This window comes from Variovorax sp. GW821-FHT09D05 (genome assembly GCF_059416325.1).
Window position 1 is genome coordinate 303,139 of record NZ_JBWKOZ010000004.1, and the last position, 14,140, is coordinate 317,278.

At 66.6% G+C, this 14,140-nt stretch carries 12 protein-coding genes and 1 tRNA gene; 5 read left to right on the top strand and 8 right to left on the bottom strand.

What is annotated here, in order from left to right; translation table 11 throughout:
• Positions 1-8: 8 nt before the first annotated feature.
• From AC07O3_RS12670 to AC07O3_RS12685, 4 genes are read left to right on the top strand one after another with little or no spacing between them, the layout of a single operon-like run.
• Complete coding sequence (locus AC07O3_RS12670; protein ID WP_495339462.1) at positions 9-1,145, top strand: ATP-binding protein; 1,137 nt, start codon at positions 9-11, stop codon at positions 1,143-1,145.
• Positions 1,146-1,155: 10 nt separating this feature from the next.
• The gene (locus AC07O3_RS12675) at positions 1,156-3,600 is read left to right on the top strand and encodes a DUF5682 family protein (RefSeq protein WP_495339463.1); all 2,445 of its coding nucleotides are present in this window, start codon (positions 1,156-1,158) and stop codon (positions 3,598-3,600) included.
• Positions 3,597-4,721 (top strand): VWA domain-containing protein, encoded by a 1,125-nt coding sequence (locus AC07O3_RS12680; RefSeq protein ID WP_093172457.1) that lies wholly within the window; start codon positions 3,597-3,599, stop codon positions 4,719-4,721. The genes AC07O3_RS12675 and AC07O3_RS12680 overlap by 4 nt, the downstream gene beginning before the upstream one ends.
• Positions 4,718-6,874 (top strand): YehQ family protein, encoded by a 2,157-nt coding sequence (locus tag AC07O3_RS12685; protein ID WP_495339464.1) that lies wholly within the window; start codon positions 4,718-4,720, stop codon positions 6,872-6,874. Before AC07O3_RS12680 ends, AC07O3_RS12685 begins: the two co-directional genes overlap by 4 nt.
• A gap of 41 nt (positions 6,875-6,915) precedes the next feature.
• On the opposite strand, the gene AC07O3_RS12690 is transcribed toward AC07O3_RS12685, so the two are convergent.
• The 8 genes from AC07O3_RS12690 to AC07O3_RS12725 all read right to left on the bottom strand — a co-directional run bounded on the left by AC07O3_RS12690 (position 6,916) and on the right by AC07O3_RS12725 (position 13,254).
• Positions 6,916-6,991 (bottom strand) — tRNA-Thr (locus AC07O3_RS12690).
• Between the two features lie 64 nt (positions 6,992-7,055).
• Positions 7,056-7,631, bottom strand: coding sequence for a ClpXP protease specificity-enhancing factor (locus tag AC07O3_RS12695; protein WP_093172461.1), 576 nt, complete (start codon positions 7,629-7,631; stop codon positions 7,056-7,058).
• A gap of 41 nt (positions 7,632-7,672) precedes the next feature.
• A complete protein-coding gene (locus AC07O3_RS12700) occupies positions 7,673-8,284 on the bottom strand; it encodes a glutathione S-transferase N-terminal domain-containing protein (protein ID WP_007835362.1) in 612 nt (203 codons plus the stop codon).
• A gap of 96 nt (positions 8,285-8,380) precedes the next feature.
• A complete protein-coding gene (locus tag AC07O3_RS12705) occupies positions 8,381-9,154 on the bottom strand; it encodes a cytochrome c1 (RefSeq protein ID WP_093048682.1) in 774 nt (257 codons plus the stop codon).
• Positions 9,155-9,188: 34 nt separating this feature from the next.
• Positions 9,189-10,625 carry a cytochrome b gene (locus tag AC07O3_RS12710; RefSeq protein WP_093048679.1) on the bottom strand — a complete coding sequence of 479 codons (1,437 nt, stop codon included), beginning with the start codon at positions 10,623-10,625 and terminating at the stop codon, positions 9,189-9,191.
• Positions 10,626-10,639: 14 nt separating this feature from the next.
• A complete protein-coding gene (gene petA / locus AC07O3_RS12715) occupies positions 10,640-11,257 on the bottom strand; it encodes a ubiquinol-cytochrome c reductase iron-sulfur subunit (RefSeq protein ID WP_093048676.1) in 618 nt (205 codons plus the stop codon).
• A gap of 168 nt (positions 11,258-11,425) precedes the next feature.
• A complete protein-coding gene (locus AC07O3_RS12720; protein ID WP_495339465.1) occupies positions 11,426-12,214 on the bottom strand; it encodes a response regulator transcription factor in 789 nt (262 codons plus the stop codon).
• A 710-nt stretch (positions 12,215-12,924) separates the two neighbouring features.
• Positions 12,925-13,254, bottom strand: coding sequence for a hypothetical protein (locus AC07O3_RS12725; protein ID WP_495339466.1), 330 nt, complete (start codon positions 13,252-13,254; stop codon positions 12,925-12,927).
• A 1-nt stretch (position 13,255) separates the two neighbouring features.
• Here AC07O3_RS12725 and AC07O3_RS12730 point away from each other — a divergent pair.
• Positions 13,256-14,140 (top strand): beta strand repeat-containing protein (locus tag AC07O3_RS12730; protein WP_495339467.1); only part of this gene is annotated, 885 nt, incomplete at its 3' end.

Below are 14,140 nucleotides of genomic sequence, written 5' to 3' on the forward strand. Positions count from 1 at the left end.
CACCCATCATGGCCACTTCCAGCAAGTCCTCCCCAGACACCGGCGCATCGAACCTGCAGCGCCCGCCAGCCGAGATCCTGTACGCCGCACAGCTCGCCCGCCTGCAGGCGCAGGACAAAGATCCGCGCCCGCCCGGCTGGGTGCTCGGCCTGAAGGCCGCCCGCTCGTTCATCCTCGGCGACGCGGCGCTCGACATCGCACCGAAGATCGTCGCGCCCGTGGCCAGCATCGAGCGCATGCTCGTCACGCTGGCCACCGGCCGCGGGCTGATGCTGGTGGGCGAGCCGGGCACGGCGAAGTCGATGCTGTCGGAGCTGCTGGCCACGGCCATCTCTGGCATCTCGACGCTCACCATCCAAGGCGGCGCATCGATCACCGAAGACCAGATCAAGTACGGCTGGAACTACGCGCTGCTCATCAACGAAGGGCCGAGCCCGCGCGCGATGGTGCCGGCGCCGCTGTTCCTGGGTATGCAGAAGGGCCAGGTGGTGCGCTTCGAAGAAATCACGCGCGCACCGCTCGAAGTGCAAGACTGCCTGCTCGGCATGCTGTCGGACCGCGTGATGGCGGTGCCCGAGCTGTCGGGCGAGCACGGCATGCTCTACGCGCGCGAGGGCTTCAACATCATCGCCACCGCCAACACGCGCGACCGCGGCGTGAACGAAATGAGCGCGGCGCTGAAGCGGCGCTTCGACTTCGAGACGGTGTTTCCCATTCTCGACTTCGACCGCGAACTGGCGCTGGTGCAGGAATCGTCGACGCGGCTGCTTGCGCAGAGCGGCATTCCGAAGACGGTGCCCGCGCCGGTGCTGGAGCTGCTGGTGTCGACCTTCCGTGACCTGCGCGGTGCGCCCGCGAAGGGCGACAACGGCAATTCGGGCAGCGATGCGGCCATGGACCGGCTCACCGCCGTGATGTCCACCGCCGAAGCCGTGAACGTGGCGCATGCAGTCGGCGTGCGCGCATGGTTCCTCGAACAGCGCGAAGGCTCGCCGGCCGACCTGGTCGACTGCATCGCCGGCACGGTGGTGAAGGACAACGCGGACGACCGCGCAAAGCTGCGCCGCTACTTCGAGCAGAAGGCCGCCAAGCGCAACGGTGCCCACTGGCGCGCGTACTACGAAGCACGCCACCGCCTGCCCTGAACACGCGCCGATGCAGCAACCCCACATCGTCGGTGTGCGCCACCACAGCCCGGCCTGCGCGCGGCTGGTGGCCGAGCGCATCCGCACGCTGCGCCCGGCGTACGTGCTGATCGAAGGCCCAGCCGACTTCAACGAACGGCTCGACGAACTGTACCTGCCGCACCAGTTGCCGGTGGCGATCTACAGCTATCTCTCGGGCGACCAGACGCACCGCGGTTCGTGGTCGCCCTTTGCCGAACATTCGCCCGAGTGGCAGGCGCTGCAGGTGGCGCGCGAGGTCGGTGCCGCCGTGCGCTTCATCGATCTGCCAGCCTGGCACGACGCCTTCTCGCGCATGGAGAACCGCTACGCCGACGTGGCCGACCACGAGCACGAGGAGCGCGCCGAAGCCTACGAGCGCGCGCTGACCGAAAAGCTCTCGGTGCAGGGCCGCGATGCGCTGTGGGACCACCTGTTCGAGGACGGCTGCGATGCGGCCGAACTGGCGCAGCGCCTCTCGACCTATTTCGACAACCTGCGCGGCGAGGACCGGGGCTCGCAAGGCAACCAGGCACGCGAGCAGATGATGGCGCGCTGGATCGCCTGGGCGATGGCGCAGCCGAGCCAACCGGGCCGGGCGCAGGCGCTGGTAGTGTGCGGCGGCTATCACGCGCCCGCGCTGGCGCGGTTGTGGCAAGGCCTGCCGGCTGAACTGCCCGCCACGCCACAACCTTCGCTCGAATCCTCAGACAACGAAGAAGCACCGGGGACGCCCGACCCCGAGGCCACGCTGCGCTTCGGCTCCTACCTCGTGCCCTACACCTTCAAGCGCCTCGACGCCTTCGCGGGCTATGCCTCGGGCATGCCCTCCCCCGCCTACTACCAGTGGGTCTGGGACCACGGCCCCGAGGGCGCCGCACACCGCGCGCTGCAACACGTGATGCAGCGCCTGCGCGAGAAGAAACTGCCCGCCTCCACCGCCGACCTGATGGCTGTGCACCTGCGCGCACAAGGGCTCGCGCGGCTGCGCGGGCACGAGAAGCCGCTGCGCTCCGACTGGCTCGACGCACTGGCCGGCGCGCTCGTGAAAGACGCGCTCGATGCGCCCCTGCCCTGGACCTATCGCGGCGCGATCCGCCCCGGCACCGATCCCGTGTTGGTGCAGGCCATGGACGTGCTGGCCGGCGACACCGTCGGCCGCCTCGCGCCCGGCACGCCGCAGCCGCCGCTGGTGGCCGCTGTGCAGGCCGAACTCGCGGCGCATGGCATCGTGCTGCGCGGCCAGCTCAAGCTCGACCTGCTGCTCGATGCCGACCGCGCGAAGAGCCGCGTGCTGCACCGGCTGTCGATCCTGCGGCTGCCCGGCGTACGCCGCACGCAAGGGCCGAAGCTCGCGATGTCGGGCGAACGCACCGAACTGTGGTCGCTGAGCGAGCCGCTGGAGCAGCAGGCCGCGCTGATCGAGGCCGGCGCCTGGGGCGCGAGCCTGCACGACGCGGCGCGCGCCCGGCTCGAAGACGATCTGCGCCAGGCCCACGGCCGCATCGGCCCGCTGGCCGACGGACTCAACCAGGCCGCGTGGGCGGGGCTGTCGGCGCTCAGCGATGCGCTGCTGCGCGAGTTGCGCGGCGCGATTGCCGGCGAGCCGCGCTTCGAGGCACTGGGCCCTGCGCTGTCGGTGCTGCACACGCTGCTGCGCCACGGCCAGATGCTGGGCATGGCCGATGCGCCGGTGCTGCGCGTGGTGATCGAATCGGGCTTCGACCGTGCGCTGTGGCTGCTGGAGCCGCCCGCCGCCATCACGCCGGCAGACATGCAGGCGCATCTCGAAGGCCACCTCGCGCTGCGCCGGATCGTGGCCGACGTGCTGGCCCATGCGCAGGACAACGCACACGATGCGCACGCACCATCGCTGCTCGACGTGGAGCCGGCCCGTGCGCTCGCCGTATGGCAGCGCAAGGCCGCCGACACCAGCGCCGCGCCCGTGAGCCGCGGCGCGGCGCTCGGCGCAACGCTGAGCCTGGCTGGCCGGATTGCCGATGCCCAACCGCACAGCGATCACGGCGTGAGCGAAGCCATGCAGCTGCTGCACTCGCTGCCCGCGCCGGTGCTCGGCGATGCCCTCACCGGGCTGCTGGCGCTGGCACGCGAAACGCTGTCGTCCGAGCCCGCTTTCGTCGCCGGCATGGACCGCACCGTGCAGGCGCTGGACAACGCCGACTTCGTGCGCGCCATGCCCAGCCTGCGCGCCGCCTTCGCCTGGCTGCCGCCGCAGGAGCGCGGGCTGCTGGCCGACCAGGTGCTGGCGCTGCACGACGCCACGCACCTGTCGCGCCGCGCGCTCACGGCCCACCGCGCCGGCGAGGCTGCGCCCGAGCAGCTGGCCGAAGCACGCCGCGTGGAAGACGCCGTGCTCGCGCGCCTCGCAGCCTGGGGCGTGACGCTGGAAGATGCGCAAGGAAGGCCTCACCCATGAGCCTCGACATTCCCGATCCGCTGCAGCGCTGGCGCCTGTTGCTGGGCGACCCCGCCGAATCGGCCTGCGGCAGCCTGAGCGCCGAGGCGCAGGCCGCCGATGCCGCGCTCGACTGGCTCTACGGCCGCGACGGCGACCGTGCGACCCGCGGCGAACGCAGCGCGGGCCTGGGCCCCTCGGCGCTGAGCACGCCGGACTGGATCAACGCCATCCACACGCTCTTTCCGAAGGAAGTGATCGAGCGGCTGGAGCAGGACGCAGTCGAGCGCTACGGCATCGACGAGGTGGTGACGAATCTCGAAGTGCTGGAGCGCATCGAGCCTTCGGAATCGCTGCTGCGCGCGGTGCTGCACACCAAGCACCTGATGAACCCGCAGGTGCTGGCGGCCGCGCGCAAGCTGGTGGCCGAGGTGGTGCGGCGCATCATGGAAAAGCTCGCCACCGAAGTGCGCCAGGCCTTCAGCGGCAGCCGCGACCGGCGGCGCCGCTCGCGCATGAAGGTGGCGCGCAACTTCGATTTCAAGCAGACGCTGGCGGCCAACCTGCACCGCTACGACCCGGAGCGCCGCAAGCTCTATGTGGAACGGCCGGTGTTCATCAGCCGCACCAAGCGGCATGCCGAGCCGTGGGACATCATTTTGCTGATCGACCAGAGCGGCTCGATGGTCGACTCGGTGATCCACAGCGCGGTGATGGCCGCCTGCCTGTGGCAGTTGCCCGGCATGCGAACGCGGCTCGTGGCCTTCGACACCGCGGTGGTCGACCTGACTGCCGACGTGTCGGACCCGGTCGAGCTGCTGATGAAGGTGCAGCTGGGCGGGGGCACCGACATCGCGAAGGCTGTGGCCTATGCGCAGTCGCTCGTCGCCAATCCGCGCAAGAGCATCGTGGTGCTGGTGAGCGATTTCTACGAAGGCGGCAGCGAGCACGAACTGGTGCGCCGCGTGAAGGCGCTGGTCGAGTCCGGCGCGAAGGTGCTGGGGCTGGCCGCGCTCGATTCGAAGGCCGAGCCCAACTACGACCGCGAGATGGCCGCGCGGCTGGTGCGCGAAGGCGCGCAGATCGGCGCGATGACGCCGGGCCAGCTCGCGGGCTGGCTGGCCGAGAAGGTGCAGGGATGAGCGGCTCCACGACAACATGGCGCGCCGACCTGCTCGAGCTGACGCCAGAGGCACTGACGGCGCTGGCCAATGCGGGCTTCGTCAAGCGCGCGCAGAAGGACGTGGCGGCCGGCCTGCTGCCGAAGATGGAGACAGGCGCGGACGGCGTGGTGCAGGCGCATTTCGACGACGGCGTGCGCACCAGCCTGCCGCCGGGACGCACGCTGCGCGACGCGCAATGCAGTTGCCCGGCAAGCGGCATGTGCCGGCATCGGGTGATGCTGGTGCTGGCGTACCAGGCGCAGGCTGCGTCGGCAAAGGCCGATGCGCCGGACACGCCCGATGAGGCTTCGGCAGAGCCGGACGGCGCATGGAGCCCCGCGCAGTTCGACGATGCCGCGCTGGCCGCGAGCCTCGCGCCCTCGGTGCTCGAACAGGCGAACAAGCTCGCCGCCGCGCGCCCGGTGGTTGGCGTGCAGGCCTGGCGCAACGCCGGCGCGCCGCCCGTGGCGCGGCTGCCGATGTGCAGCGTGCGCTTCTTCTCGCGCAGCTCGCTGGTTCATGCGCGCTGCGACTGCAAGCAAGGCAGCGGCTGCGCACACGTGGTGATCGCGGTGTGGGCCTTCCGGCAAGCCGGCTTGCTGGCGCCCGGTTCGGCGGAGGTGATGGTCGAGGTGCAGCCGTCCGCATCGGCGGGCATGGATGCTGCGGACCCCACACCGCAGCCCGCAGCAATGCAAGGTGAAGCCGCGCTAGCCCTGCGCACGCAGATCGACGCCCTGCTGCTGTCGCTCTGGCTCGACGGTTCCAGCCAGCCGCTGATGGCGCTCGCGGCCCGCTTCCAGGCCGTGCGCAGCCAGGTGCGCGCGCTGGGCTGGAACTGGATCGACGACGCGCTCGACGAACTCTGGCAACTGCTGCAGGCCCAGCAGGCGCGCAGCAGCCGATTCGAGCCGCTGAGGCTGGTGCGCGTGCTGACCGAGCTGTGGGCGCGGCTGCAGGCAGCGGCGCATGCCGGGCGGCCGCAGGATGGCTCTGCACGGCCCGCGCTGCCGGCCAGCCAGATCCTTGGCATCGGCGTGAAGGGCGAGGTCGCGCTCGATCATCTGCGGCTGGTGTCGCTCGGCGCGGAGCTCTGGTCCGACGAGACGGCCGAGGGCGCGAACATTCTCTTTGCCGACCCCGACACGCAGAACGTGACCGTGCTGGAGCGCCAGTGGTCGCGCGAGGCCGATGCGGCAGCCGGCGGCGCCGCGCCCAACCTGCTGAACCGACGTGTCGCGGGCTTTCCGCTGCGGCAACTGGCGAGCGGACAGGTCATCACAAAGACCGCGACGCGGCGCGCCAACGGGCTGGTCGACATCACGGCGGGCGCGCGGCAAACGGGCGTGCTGCCGCTGTCGCCGAAATCGTGGGACGACCTGGTCGCACCGCTGCGGCAGGACAGCGTGGCGGGGCTGGCGGCGCATCTGAAAGAGGCTCAGCCCGATTTCGTCCGGCCGCGGCAGGCTGCGAGCGGCGCATCGGCTGGTGCCTCAGGGCAGCTGCATGTGGTGGCGTTCGAACGCATGGAGGTGGCGTCTTGTCACTGGGATGCGGCGGCGCAGGTGCTGCATGCGCGGCTTGGACAGGCGGCGGCGGACGAAGCGAACGAAGCCAAGGCCGAAGACGCATGGCTGCACCTGGCGTTGCCGCATCGCGCGGCCACGCCTGGCGCGGTCGATGCGCTGGCACGCACGCTCGCCGGCGAATACGGCGCGCTGCGTGCCGTGGCGGGCACTGTGCATCTGCAGGGCAGCCAGGCAGTCATGCAGCCTCTGAGCCTGCTGACGGCGCAGCGTGCCGTGGTACTGCAAGTCGAAGCGGTCGCGCCGAAGCCGCTGGATCTGGAAAGCGACGCCGAAGAAGTACCGGCGTTGAACGCGCTGGCCGGCGACACGCTGGAACTGCTGGCACTGTGGCTGCGCCAAGGCCTGCGCCATCAGGGCGGCGGCGCAATGTCGAAAGCGCAAGCGCAGGTGCTGCAGTTGAAGCAGGCCGGGCTGGGGCGAGGCGCAACGCTGCTGGAGGCCGTGCTCGAGAACCTGCGGTCGGCGCAAAGGCCGGCGCTGGTGGAGCAACTGGCAATGCTCGGCTTGCTGATGCAGGGCGTGGCGCAATCGGCCTCGGGATGAAAAAACCCCTGAGCCGGTTCAGGACTCAGGGGTTCTTTGCATGGTGCCGCTTGTCGGAATCGAACTGACGACCTTCCGCTTACAAGGCGGGTGCTCTACCAATTGAGCTAAAGCGGCGAAATTCCAGTGCGTGATTCTAGTAGCGCCAGCCGGCATGCCCGGCTGCTCGCTCCTGCCACTGCTACTTGATGCGCTTGAGCGAGGGCCTGGCGCCGCCACCGGCCGGCGGGCGCGGCGGCTCGTCGACCGGATCGGCGGGCGAGCCCGCATCGACCGTTTCGTCGCCGTCCTCGCCCGTCACCAGGTGAACGATCTTGCCGGCATCGCCTTCGGTGCCGCGCGAGGCGTCACGCAAGGGCATGCGGGCAGGGCCCTGGGGCGAAGGCGCGGAGACCGGGCCATCGCTGCCATCGTGCTCCGCAGGAACCGACGGTGCCGGCGCGGGAAACGCCATGCCCTGTCCGTTTTCGCGTGCGTAGATGGCAATCACGCGCCCAACCGGCACGCTGATTTCACGCGCCGTGCCCGCAAAACGAGCCTTGAACTCGATGAAGTCGTTGCCGAGCTTGAGCGAGCTGGTCGCGTCGAAGCTGATGTTGAGCACGATCTCGCCGTTCTTCACGTACTCGCGCGGCACCTGGACGGTGTCGTCGACCTGCACCGCGACATAGGGCGTGAACCCGTTATCGGTACACCATTCGTACAGCGCCCGGATGAGGTACGGGCGGGTGGAAGACGACTCGAGCGCGTTGATCATGAAAAGCGACGGAAAACGATGGAAGCAGGCACGAAGCTTACTTACTTTCGCATGACCTTTTCAGAAGGCGTGAGTGCTTCGATGTAGGCCGGGCGCGAGAAGATGCGCTCGGCGTACTTCAAGAGCGGTGCCGCGTTCTTGCTTAGGTCGATGCCGTAGTAGTCCAGGCGCCACAGCAGCGGCGCGATGGCCACGTCGAGCATCGAGAAGTTGTCGCCCAGCATGTACTTGTTCTTGAGGAACACGGGTGCCAGCTGCGTGAGGCGGTCGCGGATGTGCGAGCGGGCCTTTTCCAGCGCCTTCTCGTTGCCCTTGGTGGTGCGGTTCTCGAGCGTCGAGACGTGCACGAAGAGTTCCTTCTCGAAGTTGAGCAGGAACAGGCGCACGCGGGCGCGGTCGACCGGGTCGCCGGGCATCAGCTGGGGATGCGGGAAGCGCTCGTCGATGTACTCGTTGATGATGTTCGACTCGTACAGGATCAGGTCGCGCTCGACCAGGATCGGCACCTGGCCGTACGGGTTCATCACGCTGATGTCTTCGGGCTTGTTGTAGAGATCGACGTCGCGGATCTCGAAGTCCATGCCCTTTTCGAACAACACGAAGCGGCAGCGGTGGGAAAAGGGGCAGGTCGTTCCTGAATACAAGACCATCATGGCGAGAGACTCCTAAAAATCAAAAAGAGTGGGTCGCGTTGGCAACCCACTCTGTGGGACCGGATGCCCGAGGGTATCCGGTCGGCGTGGACGGAACTACTTGACGTCTTTCCAGTACGAGGCGTTCAGTCGCCACACGAATACCACCGACATGGCCAGGAACAGCAGCACCCACACGCCGATGCGGATGCGGGTGTTCTGTGCCGGTTCGGCCATCCATTGCAGGTAACTCACCAGGTCGCCGACCGCATTGTCGTACTGCACGGGCGTCAGGGTGCCGGGAGTGACTTGCTCCCAGCCCTTGAACACTTCGGTTTCGTGGCCGTGCTGTTCGACCTTGGTGTAGACCGGGCGGCGTTCGCCTTGCAGTTCCCACAGGGGGTTCGGCATGGCGACGCTCGGGAACACGAGGTTGTTCCAGCCGGTGGCCTTGGTGTCGTCGCGGTAGTAGGTGCGAAGGTACGTGTAGAGGTAGTCGGCGCCGGTGCCGCCGTGGCCGGCGCGCGAGCGGGCGACCAGCGTCAGGTCGGGCGGCGTGGTGCCGAACCATTCCTTGGCCTGGCGCGCATCGATGTTGGCCTTCATGGTTTCGCCGACCTTGTCGGTCGCGAACAGAAGGTTGTCCTTGATCTGCTGCTCGGTGATGCCGATGTCCTGCAGGCGGTTGTAGCGCATGAAGGCTGCCGAGTGGCAGTTCAGGCAGTAGTTGACGAACAGCTTGGCGCCGTTCTGCAAGGCGGCCACGTCGGTCGTCTTGTTGGGCGCCTTGTCCCACGCGATGCCTTCGGACTCGGCCGATGCCGCCGCGGAAAAGGTCAGGCCCAGTGCGAGACCCAGGACCGCGAGCCAGCCGGAAATGCTTTTCTTCATCGTGTTTCTCTCAGCTCTCTTGCGCTTCTGGTTCTCAATGAGCGGCGAAGACCACGCGCTCGGGCACGGTCTTGAACTCGCCCTTGCGGCTCCACCACGGCATCAGCAGGAAGAAGCCGAAGTAGAAGAGCGTGCCGATCTGCGAAATGGTCTGCGCGATGTCGAGGGCGAAAGAGCCGATGACCAGGTTGCCCCAGACGCCGGGCGCCTGGATGCCCAGGTAGCCCAGGATCAGGAAGAAGAACACGAACACGCCGTACACATACTTGTGCCAGCCCGGACGGTAGCGGATCGACTTGACTTCGCTGTGGTCGAGCCACGGCAGGAAGAACAGGATGATGACCGAGCCGCCCATGATGACCACGCCCCAGAACTTGGCGTCGAAGTTCTTGAGCAGGAAGATCACGACAGCCGCCACGACGACGCCGGCAATCTTCAGGCCCATGCCCGACTTGCCCTTGACGAGGTTCCAGATGGCGGCCGCGGCAACGATGAGCGCGAACACGTTGACCATGTCGTCGGTGGTCGCACGCAGCATCGAATAGAAGGGCGTGAAGTACCAGACCGGAGCGATGTGGTTCGGCGTCTTCAGCGAATCGGCCGGAATGAAGTTGTTGTATTCGAGGAAGTACCCGCCGGCTTCAGGGGCGAAGAAGATCACCGCCGAGAAGATCGTGAGGAACACCACCACGCCGAAGATGTCGTGCACCGTGTAGTACGGATGCGACGGAATGCCGTCCAGCGGATGGCCGTCGGGGCCGCGCTTGGCCTTGATCTCGATGCCGTCGGGATTGTTCGAACCCACTTCGTGCAGCGCGATCAGGTGGGCCACCACCAGGCCGAGCAGCACCAGCGGCACGGCGATCACGTGGAAGCTGAAGAAGCGGTTCAGCGTGGCGTCGCTCACCACGTAGTCGCCGCGGATCAGCAGGGCCAGGTCGGGGCCGACGAAGGGAATGGCGGCGAACAGGTTCACGATGACCTGGGCGCCCCAGTAGGACATCTGGCCCCAGGGCAGCAGGTAGCCCATGAAGGCTTCGGCCATCAGGCACAGGAAGATCGCGCAGCCGAATACCCAGATCAGCTCGCGCGGCTTGCGGTAGCTGCCGTACATGAGGCCGCGGAACATGTGCAGGTACACCACGATGAAGAACGCCGAGGCGCCCGTCGAGTGGATGTAGCGGATGAGCCAGCCCCACGGCACGTCGCGCATGATGTACTCGACCGATGCGAACGCCTGGTTCGCGTCGGGCTTGTAGTGCATGACGAGGAAGATGCCGGTGACGATCTGGATCACCAGCACCAGCATGGCCAGCGAGCCGAAGATGTACCAGAAGTTGAAGTTCTTCGGCGCGTAGTACTTGCCCCACTGGTCGTTCCAGAGCTTGCTGAGCGGGAAGCGGTTGTCGACCCAGTTCAGCAGCTTCTCGCTGGCAGGAGCGTTGGGGGAAATCTCGTGGAATTCAGCCATGTTCTTCTTCCGCCTCAGGCCTTCTTGGAGTCTTCACCGATCAGGAGCTTGGTGTCCGACAGGTACATGTGCGGCGGCACCGGCAGGTTGTCGGGCGCGGGCTTGTTCTTGAAGACCCGGCCAGCCAGGTCGAAAGTGGAACCGTGGCAGGGGCAGAGGAAGCCGCCTTCCCAGTCGTTCGGCAGCGAAGGCTGCGGACCGGCCTGGAAGCGGTCGGTCGGCGAGCAGCCCAGGTGGGTGCAGATGCCGACCACGACCAGCACGTCGGGCTTGATCGAGCGGTGCTCGTTCTGCGCGTACTTGGGGGTGAATTCGTCGGGATGACGCTTGGAGAGGGGGTCGGCCAGCTGGCCGTCCAGCTTGGGAAGTTCGGCGATCTGCGCGGGGGTGCGCTTGAGGATCCAGACCGGCTTGCCGCGCCATTCGACGGTGATTTTCTCGCCGACCTTGAGGCCCGAGATATCGACCTCGACCGCGGCGCCCGCGGCCTTGGCCTTCTCGGAAGGCTGGAAAGTGCTCACAAAGGGAACGGCGGTTGCCACGCCGCCCACCACGCCGGCGCAGCTGGATGCAATCAACCACGTCCGCTTGCTGGTGTCGATCCGGGGCGAGCCGGAGGTCATGTCACTCATGGGGATCCTCTTGTCTTCTTCGCTGGAGCAGGAGTCAACCCGCGATTGTAGCGGGGCGCTCAAGGGATATTCAATGGCCGCCATGCGCGTGGCCGGCGAACGACGGCAAGGCGCGCCGCATTCGCGGGGCGCCCGCCGGGGGCGACAAGGGCTGTCGCCGCGGGGACTTCAGTTCAGAAGACCGTGCTGCATCGCCTCGTGGACCGCCTGGGTCCGCGACTTGACGGAGAGCTTGCGATAGATGCTCTTCGCATGAAACTCGATGGTGTTGACCGACAGATAGACCGCGTCCGCGATCTGTCGGTTGCTCCAGCCCTGTGCGATGAGGCGCAGCACCTTGAGTTCCCGTGGCGACAGCAGGCCCTGCGGCAGCCTGGCGGCAGAAGCCTGCTCCGACGACGACGACGACGACGGCGCCGACACCGGGGCCTGGACGCGGATGGGTTCGATCGTGCGCGCCTTCGCGTAGGCGGCAATCGAACCGAGGATGCGCCGCGCGATGCGCGAATCCATCGGCGAGCCGCCGCGCTCGATGGAGCGCAGCAGATAGGCGAGTTCGGCGTCGTCGGCTTCGGTCAGCAGATAGCCGATGGCGCCGGCAGCGATTGCTGCGTTCACGAGTTCCTGGTCGTCGGTTGCCGACATGCCGATGCTCTCGATGCGCGGATAAGCCTGGCGCACATGATGAAGCAGCGCAGCGCCGTCATTGCCCGGCAGCCTCATGTCGACCAGCACGAGGTCATAGGGCAATGCCGCCAGCAGGTTGAGCGCCTCGGCCCGGCCCGACGCGATCACCACGCGGCGATGCGGCGCGAGTTCGGCGAGGATGCGCCGCATGCGGTCGGCGGCGATGGAATCGTCCGCGACGATCAACGCTGCGTGAAAAACGCCGCCATACAACTGCGCGGCCGATGGCACATGCCGCACGGCGGCGGCGTATTGCATGTTCATTTCCATGACCGCTCTCCTGCCGGCACGCAGCGGACTTCGCCCGCGCTGCATGCGTTTTCAATGCCCAAGAAAAAATTGATCACGCGACGTCCTCTGGCTCTGTGGCTACCCGCAGGTAGCGACGAAATGTTGACTTTCGTTTCAGATACCGCAGGAACGATGCCCGCGCGGAGGAACACCGGGGCGCACGGCGCGCCAGCGCGTGTAGTACTTTGATTTCATTGAAGAAATTGCCTCGAACGACCCGAAAAACGAGGGCTTGAGGAGGCCTTGAAAAGGCCGTTTTTTCGCCGTTGTTACGTGCGGGTTACTGCGTGTGTTACGTAGCACCGCGCCACACGAAACGCGCTTCGGAACGCGTATCGAAACGTCGCCACGCGATTCGCGCGATGTCTGCGAAGCCGCATGGGCGTTGGCTTTGCGAGCACCTCGTTGATTTGCCGATGCGTCGTCAAGCTGCGTGCATACATCCAGAACTACGGATCTCGGTGATGTTCATCGAAGACCTCGATTCCTAGCATCAGTTGCATTGGGTAACGCAATGAAACCCAACCCTGCTTCCACGCGACGAGGGCGCTTGGAAGACCAGAAATGGCAACTGATTCTTCAAGGAAAAAAGTCCAAATGACTACATCCAAGCGCTCCAGCGTTCGCTCGTTCATCGTTCATCGCCCAGGCGTCAGCCGCCTTCTCGCTTCGGTGCTCGTGGGCGCCGGCTATGTGATGACGTTGCCGGTGGCATATGCCCAGGTCCAGGTGGGCGGAAACAACGTCAATGTGGTGGGGGGGCCGAACAACGGGGTCCTGACCTCCGCAGACGGAATATCTACGCCCACGCTGACCGCAACGAGCGTCAGTGCGGGCAGCGTGACTGCCAACAGCGGCACCATCAATACGTTGAGTTCGGGCAGCATCACGGCCGGCACAGTCGCCGCAGGCAGCATCACCGCAACCCGGGTGACCACAACCAGCCTGAGCGCAACATCGGCAACGGCCACCAACCTGACCTCGACCAGCATCAGCACCGGCACGATCACCGCAGGCACCGTGTCCGCAGGCAACGTCAGTGCCGCGACCGTCACGGCCGGCACCGGCACGATCACCAACCTGACATCCACCAGCATCAGCACGGGCACCCTCACCGCAGGCACTGTGTCTGCAGGCAACGTCAGCGCCGCGACCGTCACGGCCGGCACCGGCACGGTCACCAACCTGACATCCACCAGCATCAGCACGGCCACTCTCACCGCAGGCACCGTGTCTGCCGGCAGCGTCAGCGCCACCAACGTCTCGGCCGCCAACGGCACGATCAACAACCTGGCCACGACCAGCATCTCGGCAGCCAACGGCACGATCAACACGCTGAGCGCGAGCAACGTGACCACGGGCAACCTGTCGTCGGGCAACGGCACTATCCAGTCGCTGACCTCGACCAACATCCTGACGACCGGCATCACCGCGACCAACGTGCAGGCAACCAATGTCGATGCCACCAGCGTCGTCACGACCAACCTGACGTCGAACACCGGCAGCATCTCGACGCTCACGTCCACCAATGTCAGCACCACCAACGTGACGGCGTCGAACGGCACGATCAACACACTGAGCGCAACCAACGTCAGCACCACGGACCTGACTGCTGCAAACGGCACCATCAACACGCTGAGCGCGACCAATGTCAGCACCACAGATCTGACGGCCAACAACGGCACCATCAACACGTTGAGCGCAACGAACGTCAGCACGACGGATCTGACTGCCAGCAATGGCACCATCAACACGCTGAGTGCCACCAACGTCAGCACCACGGACCTGACTGCCAACAACGGCACCATCAATACGTTGAGCTCGACCAATGTCAGCACGACGAACCTGACAGCCAGCAACGGCACGATCAACACGCTGAGTGCTACCAACGTCAGCACGACGGAT